Raw genomic sequence first — 23,383 nt, 5'->3', positions numbered from 1 at the left:
GGCGCGGACGCTCACCACTTGAGCTTCGAGTGGTCGAGGTTCACGTTGTCGAGCCACCAGCGGTACGTGCGTCCATCCCCGAGGGGGCCATGGATCCCTTGCAGCGTGCCCTTGTACTGGAGGCCGCCGGTGATCTTGATGATGTATCTATCGCCGATCACTCCGTCGCGCTGCGCGGCGGCGGTCTCGAAGGAGACGGAGGCGGTCCTGTCGATGAGGTCCACGTCGACGTTGTGAGCGTTCTCGAGGAAGACTTTTCCATTTTCGTCGTAAGCCGAGCCCGGGGTGGTGACCGGCCCTGTCTGCTCGTAGCGCTTCTCGTACTTGCGTAAGTGGCTCATCGTTCTCTCCTTGCAGTCGTGCGGCGGGCTGGTGGGCACACGATGTGCCACGCATCGGCAGGTGACCGGCGCGGCGCTGACGCACGAGGCGCCACCGGTTTCTGCGAGAACACGCGTGAACACGCGATCGCGTGTGCGGGCGGGGCAGATCCGGGGAGGTCGGCCGAGGGACGCACGCGCCCCAGGCGGCCGGCCAACGTCGGCCAGCGGCCGGCCAACGTCGGCCAGGGGTCGGTCCCATGGCTCGTCGCCGCGTACAGCCCGCTGGCGCCGCCGCGGCCGGCGCGGGGCTGATGAAGGCGCTGGCCGCTCCGCCGCCCCTCGGGGCGCTCTACCGGTCGGGGCCGCCGACCGCTCGCGCGATCAAGGCGACTGCCCTCCTGTCACCCACGCCGCGCCGCCCGGAAACTCGAACTGTTCGAGCGACTCGGGCTTCATCGTGATGCTGTACCCCGGGGCGCCGGGCGGCATGTAGCGGCCTGCCTGGATGACGACCGGATCGACGAAGTGCTCGTGGAGGTGGTCGACGTACTCGAGGAGGCGATCCTCCAGCGACGCGCTCACGCAGATGTAGTCGAAGAGCGAGATGTGCTGCATGTACTCCGAGAGGCCCACGCCTCCGGTGTGAGGGCAGACCGGGACGCCAAACTTGGCCGCCATGAGCAGCACGGCGAGCACCTCGTTGACGCCGCCCAGCCGCGCGCCGTCCACCTGACAGAACCGGACGGCGCCCGACTGGAACAGCTGCTTGAACATGACGCGATTGTGGGTGTGCTCCCCCGTCGCCACGCCGATCGGCGAGATCGCCCTCGCGATCGCGGCGTGGCCGAGGATGTCGTCGGGGCTCGTCGGCTCCTCGATCCACCACGGGTCGAACGCGGCGAGGCGCCCCATGCTGGCGATGGCCTGGTTCACGTCCCATACCTGGTTCGCATCCATCATGAGCTTGCGCTCAGCCCCGATCTCCTCGCGGATGATCTGCGCCCGGCGGACGTCGTCCTCGATGTTCGCGCCGACCTTGATCTTGAAGTGCGAGAAGCCGCGCGCGAGCCCCTCGCGGCACAGGCGGCGCAGCTTCTCGTCCGAGTAGCCGATCCACCCGGCCGAGGTCGTGTACGCGGGGAAGCCGCGCTCCCGCATCTCCTCTTCCCGCGCCCCGCGCGTCGGCGCGCGCCGGCGGAGGATCTCGAGCGCCTCCTCGGGGCTGAGGACATCCGTGATGTAGCGGAAGCTGACGCAGCGGACGAGCTCCTCCGGGCTCATGTCGACGAGCAGCTTCCAGAGCGGTTTGCCCGCCCTCTTCGCCCACAGATCCCAGGCGGCGTTGACGACGGCGGCCGTCGCCAGGTGGATGGTCCCTTTCTCCGGTCCGACCCAGCGGAGCTGGCTGTCGCCGGTGATCTCGTCCCAGAACGCGCCCATGTCGGCCGTCATGGCGTCGACGCGCCTGCCCACGAGCAAGGGGCGGAGCGCCTCGATCGCCGCGACGCAGAGCTCGTTGCCGCGGCCGATCGTGAACGTCATGCCATGGCCTTCGAGCCGCTCCGGGCCACCGGTCGAGCCATCGGTCGAGCCATTGGTCTTGAGCACGACGTAGGCCGCCGAATAGTCCGGCCTGCGGTTCATTGCGTCCGAGCCGGCGAGAGAGCGCGAGGTCGGAAAGCGGATGTCGCGGGCGATGACCTCGGTGATGCAAACGGACATGGATCCCCCTTTCATGGCCACGCCGGACAGCGCGCGTAGCCTCGCGGGTCCGATGCCGATCGAGGCCAGCGGATCACGTTGACGCGCAGCAGCCTCCGGGTCGCGGCGGAGGCGGGCCGGTCGTTGCCGCGTTGACGAGGCGGCTCGCCCGACAAGGTCGAGCCCTGGAGCCTGGCGTCCACGTCGCGCGCCCGGGGCGCGGCGCCCCTTGGTCGAGCTCGGCGGGCGCGACGCCGGCAGGACGCAGGCGGCGCGCCGGTGAGGGGCGCGCCGCACCTCGAGCACGTCGTCACGGGGTGCATCGTCGCCTGGCACACCACCGCCTGACATGCCATCAAGCAAGGATGCATATCCTACGAACGATTGCCTTATCCTCAGGTGGCCGACAGCGCAACGATTGCAATGTCTCTGGAATGTATCGGCGCTTGTCGCTCGGTCTTGTCTTGCTCACCTCTCTCCTGCTCTCGGCGGGCTGCGGCGACGCGGGGAACGACGGCGGATCGGACGGCGGGGGCGCGGGCGGCGCCGGCCCTGTCGCGGGCAGCGGCGCCGGCCCTGTCGCGGGCAGCGGCGGCGGCACGGTCGCGAGCAGCGGCACGGGCGGCGAAGCGCCGGACCGTTGTACGCTGCCGCAGGACCCCGGGCCCTGCGACGCGGCGATCCCGAGCTACTGGCACGACCGCAGCACCGGCGAGTGCGTGCCGTTCACCTATGGTGGATGCGACGGCAACGAGAACCGCTTCGAGTCGCTCGCGGCGTGCGAGGAGGCCTGTCCGGGCGCCGCCCCGGACATGGGCGCGTGCGCGGCGCCGGGCGATTGCGTCCTCGCGCCGCCGAGCTGCTGCGCGTCCTGCGACCCGGTCGACGCCAGTGCGTTCGTCGCCATCCACCGCGACTCGGTGGCGGATTTCTGGAATGCCAGCGGTTGCGGGGAGTCGGCGTGCACGCCGTGCCCGGACGTCGGCGAGGCCGAGCGCACCTCCCAGTACTTCGCCGCCGCGTGCGAGAGCGGGCGCTGCGTCGTCGTCGACGTGCGTGAATCCCCGCTGACGGAGTGTACGCAAGACGCGGACTGCGCCCTGCGCGACGGCGTCGGGTGCTGCGAGTCGTGCGACGGGAAAGGCATCGTCGCCCTGAACCAGAGCGCGGACCTCGGCGCCCTCGTTTGCCCCGAAGAGCCCGTCGCCTGCCCGCCCTGCGCGCCCGTGTATCCGGAAGGAATGACGACGGTGTGCTCGGAGGGCAGGTGCAAGCCACAGCCCTCCGAGACCCCCTGACCGACCGGCACTCCAGGAGCAGGCGGCTCGAGCGACCTGCTCACGACGCGGCAGGCGCGCGTGACGCGAGAGGGCTTTCCGCGCGGCGCACCTTCCTCGCGAAGGCGTACAGCAGGAAGTAACAGAAGCCGAGCATCGCCGCGGTGAGCAGCGTGTACCTGTCGTCGTTCCAGGAGGTCCACCTCCAGATCCCCTGGCTCAGCGCCGCGAGGCCGAGGAGGGGGATCTCGAGCTGCCGCTTCCGCCGGGTGAGCGGGGCGCTCAGGAGCATGAACGTGTAGTAGTAGCAGGTGATCTGGGACAGCAGAATGATGAATATCTGCCCCAGGCACCCGGCCACCCAGAGCGAGCGCACCCGCCTGCACACATGGACGAAGAACCCGAAGCTCGCGACGACGACTGCGTAGCCGAGCAACCGGTACTTCGCGTAGCGCTCGCTGCGCATCTCCTTCCACGTCTCGAAGGGATCGAGCCGCGAGGTATCCATCGTGTACTTCATCCTGCCGGACTCGACCCCCGTCCCGAACCTGTGGGACACGAGGACGCGAAGGCCCATGTGGTTCGTCACAGGGGTCTGGTCGTGGACGCGGAGCGTGTGCTCGTAGAACTGGCGATACGAGTCGCTGCCCGAGACCCCGACACTCACGGTGAGCAGCGCGGCCGCGGCGAGGACGCCGCCGACGAGCGCCTGCACGTGCGATCGCGCCATGCGCTTGTGCCGGAAGACATAGGTCCCCGCGACGACGAGCCACCCGATGACGACGAGGCCTGGGAAGATACGGAGCAGCCCCGCGTAGACCATGCTCGCGCCAGCGAGCCTGTAGTACCTCTTCCGCGCCAGGCACGCCGAAAGGACGACGAAGAAGAGCCAGTCATGCCGCAGGAATGCGCCGCCCGTCCAGAAGAAAGGCGCCGGAGACTGGCACCCCCAGAAGATCGCCGCCAGCGCGCACACGCGCCACCCGAAGGCCCAGTAGAGGACGGCGAAGACGCCGACCAGATAGGCACTGTCGAAGCAGGTCAGGAGCTGCATGTACCCTGTCGTCGCCGGGTGGAGCTCGGCGAGGATCCGCCCCATGACGGTCCAGACCGGCGGCGGGTTGTAGCCGTGGTCCCTCTGCATTGCCTCCCAGTAGCCCTTCTCCGAGGCCGTGCGGAAGAACTGCACATCCGCCTTGAAAGCGCTCCAGCGCGTCGAGGAGAAGTGCGCCTTGCACTCCTCCGGAGAGTCCAGGACCCCCGACACGTGGATGAGGAGGTTGTCTGCTCCGATGTTCCTGATCTTCCTGTCCGGGTGGCGCACCTCGGCGCTCATGTCGAGCGTGACCAGCTGCCCCGTGACGGCGTCCGTATAGGTGACGACCCCGATCTCGTCCTCGGCGATGACCGTGCACTTGTACAGGTTATCGTACCCCATCTCGGGGAAGTACTTGGCACCGAGGTAGTAGTGATAGTACTCCCAGCGGTGAAAGAACGAGGGGTAAGCGAAACGAAAGCCGTCGAAGTACGCGACGACGGCCATGATCGACAGCCCGGCGGCGACACGCTTCTTCCACCGTTCTGCGATCGGCCGACGCTGACGCGCGCGGTGGGCCTCGTAGAGGAGGCACAGGACAGCCGAGACAGCGATCGTGCCTTTCGTGATATCGATGGCGAGGGAGTAGTCCGAAACACCCCAGTAGAGCAGGGAGCAGAGCGCCACGGCGACGATGACGCTCGTGAGGCACCAGGCCATGGACCAGCGGCGCTCCATCGCCCGCGCGGCTGCTCGTGCTCGGTCCGGAGCCGCGGTGCTCACGGGAGCCCCGGTCTAGGCTGCGCGATTTGACGACCCCACGGGAGCTGCTCGGCGCGCTCTGACCGAGACGCGGCCAGCGCCGTGGAGCGCGGCTCGGGGCGCGCGGGAGTGGCCGCATCGCCCGTCATGCGGGTCGGGCCGCCCGCCGCGCCCGCCCACGGTCCGTCGCCCAGCTCTTTGCTACAAGCGGAAAGCAACAGCACCATCACGATCGACGATGCTCGGCGGACGTTGATCTGGGCCAGGTAGTTCATGAGTTCCTCTGAAGCTAGGTACGACAATCTCATCGATTTCATGCGCTCGACGATGGGCGAGCTGACGCTCTCGGGTCGATCCTCCGACCGAGCGTCGTCGTCCTGGTCATGCGCGACATATCCCGCGGGTGTGGGTGAACGTGCCCGCATCGAAGATCTGACCGCCGTCTCCGAGTTGCCCCCATCGGAGCGAAGACACCCACGGGACCGTCGAGGTGCTCATCGAGATGCGGCCATCGCGCGCCTGGTTCGATGGCCGTCGAAGCAAGGCAAGCGTCGATCGCTCACCTCCGACGATATAAATTAATACTATTTACTTGTCAACCGCCCGGGAGCGGAGGCTACTCAGAAGTCACCCTCCTTCACATAGGGATGACTCCACAGCGTCATCTGCAAGAGGCACGACTTGACCCAGGCCGCATACATCTTTTCAACGTCGTCGGCCGGATGCCCCTGCTTCGCGAGGAAGGGCCGAAGCGTGAACGTCACGGGAAAGACGAGCGCGAACAGGTCGCGGAAGGGGACGATCGCCGTGGACGGCGCATTGTCGGTCGCGTTCTTCCTGGAACGATGGTGTCGAAGGCCGATCTCATGCTGGTAATCGAGCCACGTCTGGTCGTACTGCGCGCGCGAAGTGTCGAGGATCCACTGACCGAAGCGCCTGCGCACGGCGCCGAGGTAGTCGCCGAGGGGCTTGCCGTCCGACCTGGCGGAGAACGAGGCCAGGAGGTGCGGCTGGCTCCCGACGAAGCCGTACCAGACGTCCAGGATCGCCTCGACGTGGTCCTTCACGACGTCGTGCGACATGCGCAGGTACTTCACGTCCTCCTCGCCGAAGAGGGCGCTCGCCTTCATCCGTTCGAAGTCGGCCAGCGTCACAGGGGACGTCGCGACCGCCGAGGTGCCATGGGTGTAGCCGGGGATGCTGCTCATGATGGTCGTCTCCTTCTCGGAGCAAAGCTCCGCTCTTGCCGCCGGCCGACATGGCCGCGGAAACTCGTGAATCGGTCTCTCTCGGGGCGTTCGCTCAGTCGCGCCGGATGAACTGCTCCCAGAGATCGCGTCGAGCCGTCTCGGCCGCGCGCTCGTGCTCAGGGCAGTCGAGCCGCAGCTGCTCGCTCGCGAGCGGCGCGTCCACGAAGGCGCAGTGGTGCGGCGACGCTCCCTCGCGGACGTTCGGGCGGAAGTGCGTGCACGTCACGCACATGCCGCTCACCGGGACGAGCCCCTGCTCTTGCAGAGTACGGATCATCTTCACCACACCCGAGAAGAACGCTCGCTGCTCGTCCGGCGCGAGATCGTTCAACGCGGTCGCCATGAACTCCGGCCACGAGCGCGCCCGCGCGCCGAGCGCCGCCCCCTTCTCGGTCGGCGTGAGCAGGCTCGCGCGAGGATGGCGCGGATCCGGGGACTTCGTGAGGAGCTTCTTCTCGACGAGCACGCGCACGGAGTCGCTGATCGTCGGCAAGGTCACGCCGAGGCGCTCACTCAGCTCCGAGCCCGTGAGCGGGCCGTGCGCCACGAGCGCCGCGAGGATCTGCCCTTGCGTGGCGGACAGCCCCTCCTCGTTCGCCTGCTGCCAGGCCTGCTGCTTCATCGCGAGCCCGATCTTGTGCAGGCCCGTGGCGATGCGCGACGAGAGCGGCTCGGTGTTCTCGTCGAAGTACGGAAGGCTCTTCGAAGGCATGACCAAGAGTAACTTAGGAGTCCTAAGTTGTCAAGCCGAGGCCGGTCGTCGAGACGTCGTGGACCACGAGGTCGCGCTGCGCGCTGCGCGCTGCCAGCCGATGTGCGCGGCGATCTGCGCCGAGAGCTCGCGACGGCCCGCGGCTTGACGAGATGCCCCGCGGCGACGAGGATGCCCTGGATGAGCAGGTCGATCGTATCGGGCAGGGGCAGCGGCTCCGGGCGTCTGCTCCCGGGTCAGGCGCGATGACGACGCGCGTGTTCCTCGTACGCCACGGGGCCACGGTGCTCACGGCGGAGGACCGGTTCGCCGGCGAGACCGACGTGGCCCTGTCCGACGAGGGGCGCGAGCAGGCCGGCAAGCTCGCCGCGCGGCTCGCGAGCCAGCCCATCGACGCGGTGTACGCGAGCCCGATGAGCCGCACCGTCGAGACCGCGCGGATCGTCGCGGGGCCTCACGGGCGCGAGGTGCACCGCCGCGAGGCGTTCCGGGAGATCTCGCACGGCAGGTGGGAGCAGCTCACGCGCGCCGAGGTCGAGGCGCAGTACCCCGACGAATACGGCAAGTGGGAGCACGACCCGTACACGTTCGCCCCCGCGGGGGGAGAGACCGGCCTCTGCGTCACGGCGCGCGCCCTGCCGGCGCTGCTCGAGATCGTCGCGGCGCACGCTGGCTCCCACGTGCTCGTCGTCTCGCACAAGGCCACGATCCGGCTGCTCATCAGCGCCCTGCTCGGCTTTGATCCGCGCACGTACCGCGACCGCCTCGACCAGAGCCCCGCGGCGCTGAACATCCTCGATTTCAAGGACCCCACGCGGCCGCGCCTCACCCTGTTCAACGACACCTCGCACTACGCGACCACGGCTGCCGAGATCCCGGGTATCCCGTCGAACCGGCTCTCGAAATGGTGGGACGCGCCGGCCGGCGGCAAGAAGCCCGGCCAGTAGCTGGCCCCGCGGCACGCATGGCAGATCGTCGACGAGCTTGTGCGCGTCGCGCGCGTCGCTCTGGCCTGTAATATTCCGATATCGCTGTTACGGCCGGCAGGTGCGGGAGCCAGCAGGACCGACGCCGCGGACGCCACGTTCCGCTGACGTCAGCTCCCAGTTTCGCCCAGGCGGCCCCCGCGAACCGCGGCTCCGCGATTTTTGCGCTTGAGTCGCCGTCATGGACGGAAGAGTGAGCCGGCGCTCGCTCCGCCCGGGGCGAGCGAGAGGACCATCACCCGTGGATGCACTGTCGTATCAGTCACTCTTGACGGGCGCCGTCGCGCTCGTGGTCGCACGCACCTTCTATGTGCGTGTCAAGAAGGCCCCCGAAGGCAATGAGACGATGGCGCGCATTGCGCGCTACGTCCGCGAGGGGGCGATGGCCTTCCTCGCGCGCGAGTACAAGGTGCTCGCCGTCTACGCCGCCGTCGTGTTCGCGCTCCTGGCCGCGACGCTCGGGCTCCTCGCCGCGGGCGCCTTCGCCGCCGGCGCGTTCCTGTCGCTCATCGCCGGCTTCTTCGGCATGAAGGCCGCGACGTACGCCAACGTTCGCACCGCCGAGGCCGCCCGCGCGCACGGCAAGCCCACCGCGCTCGTCACCGCGCTCGACGGCGGCGCCGTCATGGGCCTCTGCGTCGCGGGGCTCGGCCTCATCGGCCTGGGCGGCATCTACGCCCTGTTCCGGAACCACGAGCACCTCGCGACGATCGTCCACTCGTTCGCCGTCGGGGCGAGCTCGATCGCGCTCTTCGCCCGCATCGGCGGCGGCATCTACACGAAGGCGGCCGACGTCGGGGCCGACATCGTCGGCAAGGTCGAGGCGAACATCCCCGAGGACGACCCCCGCAACCCGGGCGTCATCGCCGACAACGTCGGCGACAACGTCGGTGACATCGCGGGCATGGGCGCCGACATCTACGAGAGCTACGTGGCCGCGGTCGTCGCCGCGATCGCGCTCGGCCTCACGATGCCGATCGCCAAGCTGCAGCAGCTCGCCCCGTCGGCGAGCGAGCAGGCGCTCCGCGCGATGGCCGTGTCGCTGCCGCTGCTCCTCGCGACGATCGGCCTCGCGGTCTCGGTCGTGGGCATCCTGATCACGCGCACGCTCAAGAACCTGCCGCCGGCCCGGGTGCTGCGCCTCGCGCTCATCGTCCCGCCGTTCCTGGTCGTGCTCGCGGCGGCCGTCATCCTCCCGAAGCTCGGCTTCAGCTCCGGCGCCGTCATCACCCTCGCGGCCGGCGCGGCGGGCGGCGGCATCGTCGGCCTCGTGACCGACTACTACACGTCGATGGGCCCCATCCACAAGGTGGCCCAGAGCTCGCTCACCGGCCCCGGCACCAACGTCATCCGCGGCATCGCGGTCGGCCTCGAGAGCGTCGCGATCCCGCTCGTGACCCTCTGCGCCGTGGGCTGGATCTCGAACCACTACCTCGGCCTCTATGGCATCGCGCTCGCCGCGGTCGGCATGCTCGCGGGCACCGCGATCGTCATGACCGTCGACGCGTACGGCCCGATCGCCGACAACGGCGGCGGCATCTCCGAGATGGCCGGCCTCGGCAAGGAGGTCCGCGACATCACCGACGAGCTCGACGCGGTCGGCAACACCACCGCGGCGGTCGGCAAGGGCTTCGCGATCGGCTCGGCGGTGCTCACCGTCGTCGCGCTGTTCGCCGCCTTCAACATGGAGGTCGACGCGGTCCGTCGCGCGAAGGGCCTCCCGGAGCTCGTGCTCTACCTGACGGACGCGAACGTCCTCATGGGGCTCCTCTTCGGCGCCCTCCTCCCCTGCCTCGTCGGCGCGCTCACGATGACCGCGGTAGGCCGCGCGGCCGGCTCGATCGTCGAGGAGATCCGCCGTCAGTTCCGCGAGATCCCCGGCCTGCTCGAGGGCAAGCCGGGCGTCGAGCCGCAGCCGAAGGTCATCGTCGATATCGCCACGTCGGCCGCCATCCGCGAGATGATCGCGCCCGGCGCCATCGCGGTGCTCGCGCCGGTCGTCGTCGGCTTCCTGGCCGGCCCCGAGGTCCTCGCGGGCACGCTGGCCGGCGCGCTCGTCGTCGGCGCGGTGCTCTCGCTGATGATGGCGAACGGCGGCGGCGCCTGGGACAACGCCAAGAAGCACATCGAGAAGGGCGGCCTCGACGGCCACGCGAAGGGCTCCGACGCCCACAAGGCCGCCGTCGTCGGCGACACCGTCGGCGATCCCTTCAAGGACACGTCGGGCCCTGGCATCTCGATCCTCATCAAGGTGATGGGCGTCGTGTCGCTCCTCATCGCCCCGCTCATCGCCTGAGCGGACGTGTCGTGTCGGCGTGACAGGAGGATGGCCGGATGAGGATCAGCCGCCGCGCGCAGGTGCCGCCGTTCGCGGTCATGGAGGTGCTCGCCGCGGCCAACGCGCGGCGGGCGGCGGGCGAGCCGGTCATCAGCCTGTGCGCGGGCCAGCCGGGCTCCGGGGCGCCCGCCGTCGTGCGCGCGCGGGCGGCCGCGCTCCTCGCGGAAGGCGACCTCGGGTACACCGAGGCGCTCGGCATCTCGGCGCTGCGCCGCGCGCTCGCGGAGCACTACGGCCGCTGGTACGGCGTGGACCTCGACCCGTCGCGCGTCGCCCTCACCACCGGGTCGTCGGGCGGGTTCCTGCTCGCGTTCCTCGCGGCGTTCGAGCCGGGTGACCGCGTGGCGCTCGCGCGCCCGGGCTACCCGGCGTACCGGAACATCCTCCGCTCCCTCGGGGTGGACGTGGTCGAGCTGCCTTGTGGCCCCGAGAGCCGCTTCCAGCCGACCACGGCGCAGCTCACGGCCGCGCACGACGGCGGAAAGCTCGACGGCCTGATCCTGGCGAGCCCGGCGAACCCGACGGGCACGATGGTCGACGCCGCGGAGCTCGACGCGCTCGCGCGCTGGTGCGCGGAGCACGGGGTCCGGCTGGTGAGCGACGAGATCTATCACGGCCTCGCGTACGGCGCGTGGGCCGGGCGCCAGGCGACGGCGGCGCGCTACGGCGATGCGGGTGCCATCGTCGTCTCGAGCTTCTCGAAGTACTGGGCCATGACGGGCTGGCGCCTGGGGTGGCTCGTGCTCCCGCCGGAGCTCGTCCCGCCGGTCGACGCGCTGGCGGGGAACCTCGCGCTGTGCCCGCCCGCCCTGGCGCAACACGCGGCGCTCGCGGCCCTGACCCCGGAGGCGTACGCCGAGGCGGACGGGCTGGTGGAGGGCTATGCGGCCGCGCGCGACCTGCTGCTGCGGCGGCTGCCCGAGCTCGGCTGGAAGGTCGCCCCGCCCGACGGCGCCTTCTACCTGTATGCCGATGTCGGCACGGACGACTCGGTCGCGTGGTGCGAGCGGCTGCTCGCCGACACGGGCGTGGCGCTCACGCCGGGCACGGACTTCGACGGCGTGGGCGGCGCGCGGTACGTCCGGCTGTCCTTCGCGGCCCCGGTCGCGCAGGTCGACGAGGCGGTGACGCGGATCGTCGCCTGGCAGCGCGCGCAGTGACCGACGGGTGATCGCCTCCCCATCGCCGCGGCGTGGAGGCTGATCCAGCAACATTCTTCTCCCCATGTCACACGAGCGAGACCCACCTCGTCCTGACGGTGAGCGCGGGGTCACCGGAGCAAGGCGCCGGTCCCTCGCGCGATGGACAAGGGAGAAAGACATGAAGATCGTGGTTATCGGTGGAACCGGGCTGATCGGGACGAAGCTCGTACGCAGGCTCCGCCAGCGCGGTCATGAGGTCGTCGCGGCGTCGCCTGGCACCGGCGTCAACAGCATCACGGGCGAAGGGCTCGCTGAAGCGCTCGCGGGAGCCGAGGTCGTCGTCGACGTGGCGAACTCGCCTTCGTTCGAGGACAAGGCGGTCCTCGACTTCTTCGAGATCTCGGGCCGCAACCTGCGCGCCGCCGAGACGGCCGCGGGCGTCAAACATCATGTTGCGCTCTCGGTGGTCGGCACCGACCGAATGCTCGGCAGCGGCTATTTTCGCGCGAAGATGGCGCAGGAGAGGATGATCGAGGCCTCCGGGATCCCCTACACGATCCTGCGGGCCACGCAGTTCTTCGAGTTCATGGGCGGCATCGCGCGCTCCAGCGCTGGCGCTGAGCAGGTCCGCCTCACGCCGGCGCTCGTGCAGCCGATCGCGTCCGAGGACGTCGCCGAGGCCCTGGCCGACGTCACGCTCGGGGCGCCCAGGAACGGCATGCTCGAGGTGGCCGGTCCCGAGAGGCGCCCGCTCGCCGAGCTCGTGCGCGAGTACCTCAGCGCGAACAAGGACCGCCGCGACGTGATCGTCGACGCAGAGGCGCCCTATTTCGGCGTCCGGATCGACGATGGGTCGCTCACCCCCGGCGACGGCGCGCGCGTCATGCCGACGCGCTTCGACGACTGGCTCGCCCTGTCGCTGGCTGGCGTGAAGTGAGGCATCCCGATGTGACGCACGTGGCGCCGCCGCCGCGTTCCTGCGGCGCGGCCATCGCCCGCTGAGGTGCGCCCTCGCGGGGCCGCGGGAGCACGGCCGGCGCAGGAGAGCCAGACGTCCGGCCACACCAGCGAGACATCGGGTGGTGGTCACGCTTTGCCAGCCCATCCGTCTGCCAGCCTGGCGTGTCGATCGAGCGCGCAACGAGCGTTAGTCGGCCATCCGAGCAACATCCAGCGCCAGCGGTCCGGCAGAGCTGGTAGCATCGGAGGGCCCTCATGCAGCTGGTCTGTTCCGATCCCCTCCGCGTCGCCTCGCGCGTGTGGCCCACGATGCTCAGCGGCTGGAACCTCACCGTCGTCTGCAAGGCGACGTTCCTGCTGCTCCCGGGCGAGTCGCCGCTTCATGAGCCGGCGGAGCCGCTGTACGACGACGACCGGTACTGGGAGGACACCCGAGCTCACAGCCTCGCGGTGGCGAGCGACATCGTGCCCTACAAGCCGCGCGCCGATATCGTCCTGGTCGGGAGCGCCTATGCGCCGGGCAAGGTGCCGGCGCGCTCGATCATGGCGCGGCTCGTCGTGGGCGAGGTCAACAAATCGATCGAGGCCTTCTGCGATCGATCCTTCAGCCAGGACGGTCAGCTGTGGGAAGGGTCGCCGATCAAGAAGGCCTCGCTGCGTTACGAGAAGGCGGCGGGCGGGTCTGACAGCTGGAATCCAGCGGGCTTGCAGCACGATGCTCCGCCCGATGCCTATGGACGGGTGCAGCTGCCGAGCCTCCAGCCGCCGGGGTTGCACGTCAGCCGGCGGGAGGACGTGATCGCGCCGATCGGGTTCGGTCCAATCGCTCCCCTCTGGCCCTGGCGCCGGGAGCGGCTCGGGCAGCATGCCGGGAGCTGGGCGCACGATCGGTGGTGGCGGCAGCCGCTGCCTCCGGGGTTCGATCCGGCGTTCTTCAACGTCGCGCCGAGGGATCAGCAGGTCGCGGAGCTGCACGATAACGAGCGGATTGTCCTGGAGAACCTGCACCCGGACCACCCGCGTCTCATCACCAGCCTGCCGGGAGCTCGGCCGCGCGCCGTGGTGGAGAGGGGCGGCCGTGGATGGGAGGAGGTGCCTTTTCTCTGCGACACGCTGTGGATCGACACGGATCGGGGGATATGCACGCTGGTGTGGCGCGGGAGGGTGGCGCTGTCGCGCGAGGAGGAGCCCGGGCGGGTGGTGGTGTCCCTGGAACGAGCGTCGGCGTCGGCGGGACCTCACTCGCGAAGGTCGGCGCCGGACTGGCGAGCCAGCACGGTCGCGGGCAGCCCGGTGGCCGACGTGGCCCGGACGACCGGAGAGGACTCCAGCGAGGATGCGGAGGAGAGCGACGGCACACGAACCGTCGCGGGCCCGGTGCCTTCGGTCCAGGGCGCCGTGTTGCCGTTCGCAAACGTACCTTCGAGCGCGGCGCGCGCGGGGGATGCATCGAGCTCGGCGCAGGGGCGGAGCCCGGCCGACGCGGGCAACGATGGATTGCCATTTGTGCGGCCGACCGCGGCGCCTGCGCCGGCCGGTGCGAGGATCGAGGTCAGCCCTCCCGCTTCGTCGAGGAATGCGCCACCTCCGCCCCCGATGGTCGCCATGCCGCCGCTGGTCGAGCCCATCGCGCCGCCGGTGTCGTCGACCCCATGGTCGAGGGTGGGGGCAGGCGAGGAGCCGGCACAGCGGGCCTCCATCGGACAGCTCGCGTCGGCGAAGATGCTGGCGTCGGTGCAAGAGCCGCCGGTGGCCACCAAGGCGGATGTGCCAGCCGAGCCTGCTGCGGCTGCGGTGGTTCGAATCGATGAGACCGCCGCGAAGCGCGGGTGGAAGCCGGCCGCCGCCGGCGACGGCAAGGGGGTCGGGGGCTCGCCCCCGCTCATGGCGCACGCAGCGACCGGCGGAGCTGCGGCCGGGTTGAGCCCTTCGCTGGGCGGCGCGCGGCTCTCCGAGCCAAATCCGGGGACGAGGAACCCGGCGCCGAGCCCGGGGGTCCCTCCGCCGAGCGCGGTGATCGAGCTACTGTGGCACGATCCGGCGGCCGTGGCGCGGATCCGCCGGCTGCCGCGGTGGAAGGAGATCATCGGCCAGCTGAAGGGAAAGGCGTTCGAGGACGAGCTGTCCGGGGATTCACCGCCGGAGAAGCGACAGGAGGCCAGGGACCGCCGCGACGTGGCGGGGCTGCTCGCGCGCGGCGAGGCCGTGGGCATGCCGGGGATCGAGGCCGCGCTCGCGGGCGCGGTGACGGAGGACCCTAAGCGATTCCTACCCGCCCGGCTTCAACGCACACGCCGGCGTTACGGTGCGTGCCGGCGACCGCGAAGGCTTCGAACGCCTCTTCCGCTACGGCGCGCGCCCGCCCTTCAGCCTCGAGCGCATGAGCACCAAGGCGCGCTCCAGGTCCACGCTCCAGAGCTGCCCTGCCGAGAGCGCCCCCTTCATCTTCTCCGCCTGCGCGAGCTCGGAGAAGCGCTCGAGCGCCACGGTGCCGTCGTCCCGGAGCGCGCAGCGCTTCTTCCCGGGGGTGAACGGGCAGCCGCACCGGAAGCTTTCGCGGACGGGGCATTTCCTCCAGCAAGACATCCTGCGGAAGTTCTTGGGATTTGTGCAAAGGCACTCGAGGAGTTTGCGGACAAATATCACGCAAGCTAACATCTGGACGCCCGTGGGTCGGGTGTGGAACTCCCGCGGGCAGGTGGAACCTCGGAGACGAGACGTATGAGCCTGAAGTCACATGGTACGACGCCCGCGAATCGGACCGATGGCGCCGCCGCGCGGGTGCTTGGAGGGAGGAACTTCGAGATCGAGGTCGGCTCGGGCGACAAGATCGAGTTGCGGCAGTTCTCGGTCCGCGAGCGCCTCTCGTCGTTGTTCCAGGTCAACCTGATCGCGGTATCGGAGAACCCGAGCATCGAGTTCGACGACGTGGTGGGCCAGCCGGCGAAGTTCTCGATGGCGGCCGGGATGCACGCCCGGTTCTGGTCGGGCGTATGCAACCATTTCGAGCAGGTGCGTGTCGAGCCGACGGGCCTCTCGACGTACCAGTTCTCGATCGTGCCCACCATGTGGCTGCTGACGCAGCGCAAGAATCATCGAATGTTCCAGCAGATCTCCGAACCGGACATCGTGCTGAAGCTCCTCGGGGAGTGGGGCATCGCGCCCGTCGTGCGCATCGACAAAGGCGCGTACAAGAAACGGAAGTACCGCGTGCAGTACGGCGAGAGCGATTTCACGTTCATAAGCCGAATGCTCGAGGACGCAGGGATCTCGTTCTTCTTCGAGCAAGCGGGGGACGAGACGAAGCTCGTTCTGTCCGACGCGCCGCAGGCGGACGCGGCCCGAGGCGCGACGCTCGCGTTCATGGACGACGCGAGCCTGATCAATAACGTGAGCCTCGAGTTCGTGACCGGCGTCCGGATAGGCCAGCGCGTGCGTCCGGGCAAGTACACGATGAGGGATCACGACTATCGAAAGCCGCCAGCGTACAAGCTGATGGCCACGGCGTCGAAGGGTTTGCCTGTCGAGGAGAGGCTCGAGCGATTCCAGTACACGCCCGGGGCATTCCTATTCGGGTCGAGTGCGGGCGAGGCGACGCCGAGCGCGGATGACAAGGGCAAGGCGCGCACGGACGAGAAAGAAGCGGCGTTGCTTGCGCAGAAGAGGCTCGACGCGAAGCGAGGAAGCGCGCGGGTGGCGACGTTCGACACGAATGCGCACGATCTGGCGCCGGGTGTGGTGATGACGATGAGCGGTCATCCCCATGCGGCGCTCGGGGAGGGGAAGAGCTTTCTGATCGTGGAGTCGTCCTTGAGCGGGACGACGCGTGGAGAATGGTCGCACCATTGCGAGGCGCGTGGGACGGAAGTGCCGTTCCGACCGGAGCTCTCGACGCCGAGGCCGAAAGTGAGCGGGGTGGAGAGCGCGACGGTGGTGGGGCCTCCGGGGGAGGAGATCCACACGGACGAGTTTGGCCGGGTGAGGGTCCATTTTCACTGGGATCGCGAGAGCAAGATGGACGACAACAGCTCTTGCTGGATCCACGTGAGCCAGGCATGGGGCGGGTCCGGGTACGGCGGGACGAACCTGCCGAGGATCGGGCAGGAGGTGCTGGTGGACTTCCTGGGCGGAGATCCAGATCGGCCGGTGATCGTCGGGCGGGTATACACGAACCTGCAGAAGACGCCATACAAGCTGCCGCAGAACAAGACGCAGAGCGGTTGGAAGAGCAATTCGACGGGTGGGGGGGGTGGATACAACGAGATCATGTTCGAGGACTCCGCCGGGAGAGAGCTCGTCCGGGTGCAGGCGGAGAAAGACCTGAACAAGCTCGTCAAACATGACGAGCAGGTGGCGATCGGGAACGACCGGACGAAGCAGGTCGGGCATGACGATGCGCTGACCGTGGGGCATGATCGGTCGCGGCAGGTGGGTAATGATGAGTTTGTCCAGGTGGGGAATGACCGGACGAGGATGGTGGGGAACAATGAGAGTGTGACGGTGGGGAATAATCGGAGCAAGGTGGTGGGCCAGAACGAAACGATGACCGTAGGGCTCAATCAGAGCCTGAACGTCGGCGCGGCGCAGAGCGTGAAGGTTGGAGCGTCGCAGACGGTCAACGTGGGGGGCGCACAGGCGGTCACAGTTGCGATGGCCGCAGCAGAGACGATCGGGCTGGCGAAGGCGCTGACGGTTGGGGCGGGCTATCAGGTGACCGTCGGCGGGGCGATGAACACGACGGTCGGGTTGATCCAGGCAGAGGAGGTAGGTCTGATCAAGACCGTCACGGTGGGGCAGAAGATCGAGATCACGTGCGGCGCCGCCAAGCTCATGCTCGAGAAGTCCGGGAAAGTCACGCTGGAAGGGACGGAGTTTGTGTTCAAATCGTCCGGCCCCGTCGGCGTCACGGGCAAGAAGATCACCGTTGACGGGACCGAGATCGGCCTCGGTGCTTCGGGGAAAGCGGAGCTGTCGGGTGCGTCGGTACAGATCACCGGCGATCCGATCGATCTGAATTGACGAGAATTCGCCCGTGAAGATTCGGAACCGAACTCCATTCCCACCCTACACGTTCCAGACGCTGGACCTGGACGATGATCCGTTTCAGGTGATCATCGTAAAGGGGACGTTCGATATCGTTCCTGGAGCCGTCCTGACGCTGTCGACGCAACAGGACCCCATCAGAACGCGCGATACATACTGGGAGGCAGACAAGCCCTCCAGCCTGCGCTGGGAGGACGATCTCGCTCCATTCAAGCCTGGAACCGACATCCTGTTGAATGCCACCGCGTATGCACCCCATGGCCGCCCGGCGCGCGAGTGGCTCGCCGGCATCGCGATTGACGGGCGAGCGAAGCGGGTGCTCGTGACGGGCCCGCGCGCGTGGACGTATGCTCCTCTTGTGGGTTGGTCTCTCGGACCGATCACGCCGATTGCGGACATGCCCATCCGTTATGAGCACGCATTTGGTGGCGCTATTGATCGAGATGGACACGTGGAGGTTTACCAGCAGAATCCTGTCGGCGTGGGCTTCGTGGATGCACACAGGCTGCGGACGTCCCAGCCAATCCCAGCACCCACGATTCTCTCGCCCGACGGTCGCGTTCCAGTGCTCGGCGAGCTCTATCCTGTCGAGGGGCTCTCGGCGATAGCGAAGCCCTGGTTACCGCGACGCAGATGTGCAGGCACGTTTGACGACGGATGGATTCAACGTCGGCATCCACGATTGCCACTCGACTTCGACCCTGCGTTCCACAACTGTGCCCATCCGGATCTCGTGCAGGAAGGCTTTCTTCGGGGTGATGAAGAGATCCGGCTCGAGCGACTCCATCGAGCGCACGAGATCCTCGTGTTTCGCCTACCTGCCCTCGTCGTTGGAACAGCCATCATCGATCGCGACGACTACAGGTATGGTGGCCCGATGCGCCTCGACACCGTCGCCATCGAACCCGAGCAGATGAAGGCTATACTGACGTGGCGGGCCATGCTGCCCCTCTACCAGCACGGCATCAAGCACATCGACATCGCGATGAGGGACTCCATTTCGGCAATGATCGCACGCGCCTCGGCGACGTCCTCCAGGTCCGGAGACGGCGAACATGCCTGAGCGCGCCGTCAACAAGGACGCAGAAGCCAAGGTCACCAGCTTGGCGCCCGATGTGTGTTTGACGCCTATGGGCTCGATCATGGTCCCGGTGCCGTATACAATAACGGCCCAGTTTGATGTGGCAAGGGACACGGCGCCCCAAGTAAAATATGGTGGGCTGCCTGCCTTCACGATGGCGAGTCGACTACCGCAGGTGGAGGGAGATGAGCAGGGAACCGGCGGCGGCATCCTATCCAAGGTGAATCGTGGCTATTGTCGGCCCGTCGAGCACAGTGGAACCGTCAAGGCGCACAAGCAATACGTGGTTCGTCAAGGCGACTTGATGTACATGAACTGCAATGGTCCAGACGGCCCCTGGAACACCTTCGGACGCATCGAGTACATCGGCTCCGGCAGTGCCGGGGAGGTCGGGCGGCAGACGCTGAGCAAAGACTACAAGGTCACTGTCGATCCGAAGACCGGGAAGACCGTGGTCGACGAGCGGATGGTCACGCGAGATCCGAAGACAGGGGCAATCACCGAGACGCGACAGCACACGGAGATTGATCCGAAGACAGGAGCGATCCAGACGCAAAGCGGCTCGATGACGACTCAGCCGAGCGGGACGCAGTCATACGAGACGACCACTGGCAATTTCGATCCTGCGAGTCGAAATTTCTCTGTCCAATCAAGCTGCGTCGAGGCACCTCCAAATACCGTTCATATATCCGACGCTGATTCAACATTGCTCTCAGACCCAGAATACCAGGCGGCACTGAAGGAAGAGTCCGATGCGCAAGCGGAGATAGACAAGATCAACAAGGAGCTTGCGTGGGAGGCCGCCAAGACGACGGCTGATCTTGCGGGGCTCGTCGATCCGACGCCGATCTCCGACACCGTCGCAGCCGGGATGGCGCTAAGTGACGGCGATATTGCGGGGGCTGGTTTGAACCTGCTCTCCTGGATTCCCTATCTTGGCGACGCTGTGGCCAAGCCAATCAAGGGAGGGCGGACGGCTGCGCGGGTTGCCAAGCTGATGCAGCGGCTCGAGAAGCTGAAGGATAAGCTGAAGAAGGCAAAAGACCTCATCGAGAAGGCGAAAGCCAGGATCGCGGACGCACTGAGGAGAAAAAAAGGGGGCGGTTCGCCTGAGCTGCCTGACCCGAAGAAACCGACGAATCCGGGGGATGGAGGAATTGTTCCGAGCAAGCCGAAGGCCAATAAACCCGATTTCGGCAAGCCCAATCGTCGTCACGACCCTTGCAAGACCAAGGGGAAGGATCCCACAAAAGAGCAGAATTCAATGCTCGATCCCGATGTGGACGTCAAGGCAGATTTCGACAAGATTGGCAAGGGTGATTTCGTTAAACAGGGCGACAACATCATCGTCAACGGTCGCACGTACGGCTACCATGCAGATACTGGAACCACCTATCCGATCTCGGGACCGGGCGTCGTCGACATGGACAGGGCTCAGCATCAGCTTCTAAAGCAGCTAAACTCCAAGTCACTCGATGATGCCATGAAGTTTGCCGCCAACTTCCCCGGACTGGACGAAGCCAAAATCAAGCAAGTGCTCGAGTTGTGGAAAAAGTGCAAATGATTTCTCGTTCGCTCTACATCGCAGGAACGGCGGATCCGATTTCGACGCTGTCGAAATTTCTATCAATCAACGAGAGTCATTGCTTCGCCGAGACTGATCAACCAGGCGACTACAGCTTCTTCGCAAGGGAGGAGAATTCCATGTTCTATTCGCCCGTCGCTGGAGACTTTCAATTTGCCGTCGACGTCAACATTTTTGGAATCGACTGGCCGGAGCTCGACTCGAAGCTGATCGACTTGTCCGTTCATGGTTTAACCGTGGCGCTACCCGACGAAGCCTCGATCGTTCCATTTGATTACATCTTGTACAAAAGCGGCTCAAAGGAGTCTGTTCAGATCATCGAGGACGACACGACCGACCGACTTCAGATAAGGAGTAGATCTTGATACCAGGACGCGGCACCTCCCCGTGTCACGCCGGTTTGAGGACGTGATACTGCACTCCTCGTTCCCGTGGACGAAGCCTGTTTCGTCACGAGAGTCGGAGCTCCTGCAGAGCCAGCGCCGCCGCTTTCCCAACCCGTACATCCGCCCCCATCCTCCCCGCCCAAACCCTCACCACGGGCATCATCGCCTTCTTCTGAACCCGTAACCCATCCAGAACCGCCTCCACATTCCCCCGCTCCATCCCGACCATTATCCTCGCATACTCCTCCACCGTAATCTCGCCCCGAAACCCCTCCACTCGCTTCACATACGCCGCATCATACCGCTTCCGCAGCGCATTCCTTCCGCGCCCTTGCTCCTCCTCCATCGCCGCATCCCACCGCGTCTCGTTTCTCCTCCACGCGCTGTCGCTCAACCCGTGCGCCTCGAGCACCTTCCTGCGCTCCTCCTTATCCTCCGCAATCTCCGCCGCGATCGCCGCCGTCTCCTCGATCGACAACTCGACGACCTCTTCCTCCACTGCCGCCGCCGCTGCGTCCTCCGCCTTCGCTGCCGGCGCCGCGTCCGTCTCCACCGGCTCATCCTGCGTTACCACCGCCATCGGCCCGATCATCGCCGGCGGCGCGACGACATCCACCTTGGACGCCTCTCGCTCCCGCGCTTCTTCCCGTGCTGGCTCCAGATACCCGAGGACCGGCACCTCCTCGAAGTGCGCCGGCTGAAGCAGCGGCACCACCACGGGCACGAACGGCGTCCCTCCCGACTCAACACTTGACAGCGGCGGAATCGTCTCCGCCAGATTCTCCTGCTCGTCCCGCTGCGCCCCGAATGGCAGGGGCGCCTTCATCGGCGCAGAGAGCGACGCGAACATCGTCCCGGATCCATCGCCGCTTGCACCGATCGGGATCGCCCAGCGCGAGCTATTCTCCGCAATCTGCTGATTCGACGGCGCCAGCTTCGACGCGCCCGCGACGAACGGCAGCACCGGCTCGGCCATCTTCACCATCGGACCGACCGTCGTCATCGTCGCCAGCCCGTCCTCTTCCTCCTCCTTGATCGGCGGGCTCACCAGAGCGTCCTCCGGCGCCACCACCGGCAACCCATCCACCCACACCGCGATCCGGCCCGCCTCCGCTGCGTGCCGCAAGCCGACCCGGCCCCGCCAAACCACGCAACATAATCCGCGGTCCGTGTCAATCCACAAGGTATCCGCCACGAGCTTCACCTCCTCCCGCTCGCCCGTCGCCCGATCGGCGATGGCCCTGGGCCGCAGGCCCGGCAACGCCGTCATGAGCCGCGGGTGCTCCGAGTGCAGGTTTTCAAGGAAGATCCGCTCGTCCGGGCGGATCTCCGCCACCTGCTGATCCGGCGGCGCTGCTTGGAAATAGCTCGCATCAAAATCCGCCGGCAGCGCCGACCTTTCCCAACCTGGTTCCTGGAAGCTGCCCGCATACCGACCGAGCTTCTGCACCCGGAGCGGCCACCGCCGACCGATCGGCCCGAAACCAGCGGGGGCGAACCTATCCGAGCGCTGGGTGACCGACGTTCCGAAGGGCTGCACGTTCGGGATCGCTACCATGCCAAACGTGTTTGGCGCGCCGTCGAAGGAGATCCCGACCGGGTTATTTGTCCCCGGTCCGCCGGCCGCCTTTTCCCATCCGATTGCAGCTTGCGCGAAGCGCGGCCCTTTAAGGAGCTGGCCGTCGTGCAGCCGAACTCCGCGGTCGCACCAGACCTCGATCGATTTATCGATCGAGCCGACGCCCATTCTTGCCACGAGCGAGCGCACGAGCTGCCGGCCCGGCGCATACGCGTGCCCGACGAGCACCACGTCTGCGCGTGGTTTGTACGGGGCGCGGTCGCTCGGGAAGTGGAGGCTGCGCCTCGAGTCGTCAGCTACGTATCGCTCCGTGTCGTTCACCGGATTCTGTTCGGGCGCGAGGACCGACTGGCCCGGCTTTAGGAGGAACGTCGCTTTGACGATGACCGTGAGGGCGTACGCGCCCGTATACGCTTGCCAAACGAAGCTGGCTGCACGGAGGGGACAAAGGCACACGATATCCATGCCGCGAGTGTATACGGCTCCACTTCCCTACGCCAAGCACATCTTGCGTCGCGGCTCGACGTCCTTCGCGGCGCGCTTGTCAACCAGGCTTCACAGCGGGTACAAGGATCGCAAGGAGCACGTGACGATGGCGATGATCCCACCCATACAATCGCTGAAGGCCAACTACCCGCTGAGATCGAAAAAGGCGCTGGCAGAGGAGATGGGGTTCGAAGGCACTGCTCTCGAAGAGATCCTCAAGCTGTGGGCTAACACCTGCGCCATTCGCATGAGCTATTGTTTGCTGAAGTGTGGCATCGAGCTCGGGGTCGAGCCAGGACGCGGCGAGGAGACGATGATTCGATCTGGAACCTTGAAGGGGCAGTACTTCTGGATGAGCAGGGCGAAATTGTCGGAGAGGCTTCGGAACTTCGTCTTCGGCAAGCCTACTTTTGCTGACAAGGCATCGACGGCCGAGGGGTATGATCAGTTGCTCGGGGCGATCGGCAAGACTGGCGGCGTGATCTCGTATGAAGCTCTTGGAGAAGACTGGATTTCGTCTACATATGGAGGTGGACATATTGACGTCGTCTACTACGACGGCAATTTCTTCACGGGAACCCTGGGGGAACAATACGATCTCATGATTGAAGAGGTCAACTGGTGGGGGACACGTGGATTCTATGCGCAGTGCAGGCGAGCCGTGACGCTTCAGTTCTGGAAGTCGAGCGGGTGAGCACACTGTTGCCTTCCGGGCTCGCGTCCCTCGGCGCGCGAC

The 23,383-nt window shown here is 67.0% G+C and carries 18 protein-coding genes; 11 read left to right on the top strand and 7 right to left on the bottom strand.

Features of this window, described 5'->3' with window-relative positions; genetic code table 11:
* Positions 1-11: 11 nt before the first annotated feature.
* The gene (locus WME85_RS13190; RefSeq protein WP_437838212.1) at positions 12-341 is read right to left on the bottom strand and encodes a hypothetical protein; all 330 of its coding nucleotides are present in this window, start codon (positions 339-341) and stop codon (positions 12-14) included.
* Positions 342-704: 363 nt separating this feature from the next.
* A complete protein-coding gene (locus tag WME85_RS13185; RefSeq protein WP_437838210.1) occupies positions 705-2,045 on the bottom strand; it encodes an L-fuconate dehydratase in 1,341 nt (446 codons plus the stop codon).
* A 425-nt stretch (positions 2,046-2,470) separates the two neighbouring features.
* Between WME85_RS13185 and WME85_RS13180 the strand changes: the two genes are divergently transcribed.
* Positions 2,471-3,322, top strand: coding sequence for a BPTI/Kunitz domain-containing protein (locus WME85_RS13180; protein ID WP_437838208.1), 852 nt, complete (start codon positions 2,471-2,473; stop codon positions 3,320-3,322).
* A 40-nt stretch (positions 3,323-3,362) separates the two neighbouring features.
* On the opposite strand, the gene WME85_RS13175 is transcribed toward WME85_RS13180, so the two are convergent.
* The 4 genes from WME85_RS13175 to WME85_RS13160 form a co-directional block, all read right to left on the bottom strand.
* Complete coding sequence (locus tag WME85_RS13175; protein WP_437838206.1) at positions 3,363-5,057, bottom strand: hypothetical protein; 1,695 nt, start codon at positions 5,055-5,057, stop codon at positions 3,363-3,365.
* A gap of 59 nt (positions 5,058-5,116) precedes the next feature.
* Positions 5,117-5,374, bottom strand: coding sequence for a hypothetical protein (locus WME85_RS13170; protein ID WP_437838204.1), 258 nt, complete (start codon positions 5,372-5,374; stop codon positions 5,117-5,119).
* A gap of 345 nt (positions 5,375-5,719) precedes the next feature.
* Positions 5,720-6,307: a protoglobin domain-containing protein gene (locus WME85_RS13165; protein ID WP_437838202.1), complete on the bottom strand. Its 588-nt coding sequence runs from the start codon at positions 6,305-6,307 to the stop codon at positions 5,720-5,722.
* Positions 6,308-6,401: 94 nt separating this feature from the next.
* The gene (locus WME85_RS13160; protein ID WP_437838200.1) at positions 6,402-7,061 is read right to left on the bottom strand and encodes a MarR family winged helix-turn-helix transcriptional regulator; all 660 of its coding nucleotides are present in this window, start codon (positions 7,059-7,061) and stop codon (positions 6,402-6,404) included.
* Between the two features lie 245 nt (positions 7,062-7,306).
* Here WME85_RS13160 and WME85_RS13155 point away from each other — a divergent pair, with 245 nt between their 5' ends.
* The 9 genes from WME85_RS13155 (at position 7,307) to WME85_RS13115 (ending at position 20,561) form a co-directional block, all read left to right on the top strand.
* Complete coding sequence (locus WME85_RS13155; protein ID WP_437842283.1) at positions 7,307-8,008, top strand: histidine phosphatase family protein; 702 nt, start codon at positions 7,307-7,309, stop codon at positions 8,006-8,008.
* 280 nt (positions 8,009-8,288) lie between these two features.
* The gene (locus WME85_RS13150) at positions 8,289-10,343 is read left to right on the top strand and encodes a sodium-translocating pyrophosphatase (RefSeq protein WP_437838198.1); all 2,055 of its coding nucleotides are present in this window, start codon (positions 8,289-8,291) and stop codon (positions 10,341-10,343) included.
* A gap of 38 nt (positions 10,344-10,381) precedes the next feature.
* Positions 10,382-11,545, top strand: a complete 1,164-nt coding sequence (locus WME85_RS13145; protein ID WP_437838197.1) for a pyridoxal phosphate-dependent aminotransferase — start codon at positions 10,382-10,384, stop codon at positions 11,543-11,545.
* A gap of 160 nt (positions 11,546-11,705) precedes the next feature.
* Positions 11,706-12,464 (top strand): SDR family oxidoreductase, encoded by a 759-nt coding sequence (locus WME85_RS13140; protein WP_437838194.1) that lies wholly within the window; start codon positions 11,706-11,708, stop codon positions 12,462-12,464.
* A gap of 278 nt (positions 12,465-12,742) precedes the next feature.
* Positions 12,743-15,142 carry a DUF2169 domain-containing protein gene (locus tag WME85_RS13135; protein WP_437838192.1) on the top strand — a complete coding sequence of 800 codons (2,400 nt, stop codon included), beginning with the start codon at positions 12,743-12,745 and terminating at the stop codon, positions 15,140-15,142.
* Between the two features lie 66 nt (positions 15,143-15,208).
* Complete coding sequence (locus tag WME85_RS13130; RefSeq protein WP_437838190.1) at positions 15,209-17,506, top strand: type VI secretion system Vgr family protein; 2,298 nt, start codon at positions 15,209-15,211, stop codon at positions 17,504-17,506.
* Between the two features lie 13 nt (positions 17,507-17,519).
* Positions 17,520-18,593 carry a DUF2169 family type VI secretion system accessory protein gene (locus WME85_RS13125; protein WP_437838188.1) on the top strand — a complete coding sequence of 358 codons (1,074 nt, stop codon included), beginning with the start codon at positions 17,520-17,522 and terminating at the stop codon, positions 18,591-18,593.
* Positions 18,586-20,175 (top strand): PAAR-like domain-containing protein, encoded by a 1,590-nt coding sequence (locus WME85_RS13120; RefSeq protein ID WP_437838186.1) that lies wholly within the window; start codon positions 18,586-18,588, stop codon positions 20,173-20,175. The genes WME85_RS13125 and WME85_RS13120 overlap by 8 nt, the downstream gene beginning before the upstream one ends.
* Entirely contained in the window at positions 20,157-20,561 is a 405-nt protein-coding gene (locus tag WME85_RS13115; protein WP_437838183.1) for a hypothetical protein, read from the top strand. Before WME85_RS13120 ends, WME85_RS13115 begins: the two co-directional genes overlap by 19 nt.
* Positions 20,562-20,646: 85 nt before the next feature.
* On the opposite strand, the gene WME85_RS13110 is transcribed toward WME85_RS13115, so the two are convergent.
* Positions 20,647-22,626 carry a DUF2169 family type VI secretion system accessory protein gene (locus WME85_RS13110; RefSeq protein ID WP_437838181.1) on the bottom strand — a complete coding sequence of 660 codons (1,980 nt, stop codon included), beginning with the start codon at positions 22,624-22,626 and terminating at the stop codon, positions 20,647-20,649.
* A 127-nt stretch (positions 22,627-22,753) separates the two neighbouring features.
* On the opposite strand from WME85_RS13110, the gene WME85_RS13105 reads away from it, so the two are divergent.
* On the top strand, positions 22,754-23,341 hold the full coding sequence (locus WME85_RS13105) for a T6SS effector amidase Tae4 family protein (protein ID WP_437838178.1): 588 nt from the start codon (positions 22,754-22,756) through the stop codon (positions 23,339-23,341).
* The last annotated feature ends 42 nt before the right edge of the window (positions 23,342-23,383 follow it).

Origin of the sequence: Sorangium sp. So ce1153 (genome assembly GCF_051521595.1) — a bacterium.
Lineage (GTDB): Bacteria > Myxococcota_A > Polyangia > Polyangiales > Polyangiaceae > Sorangium.
Note: the sequence above shows the minus strand (reverse complement) of the source record. Positions and strands in the feature narration are given on the sequence as shown.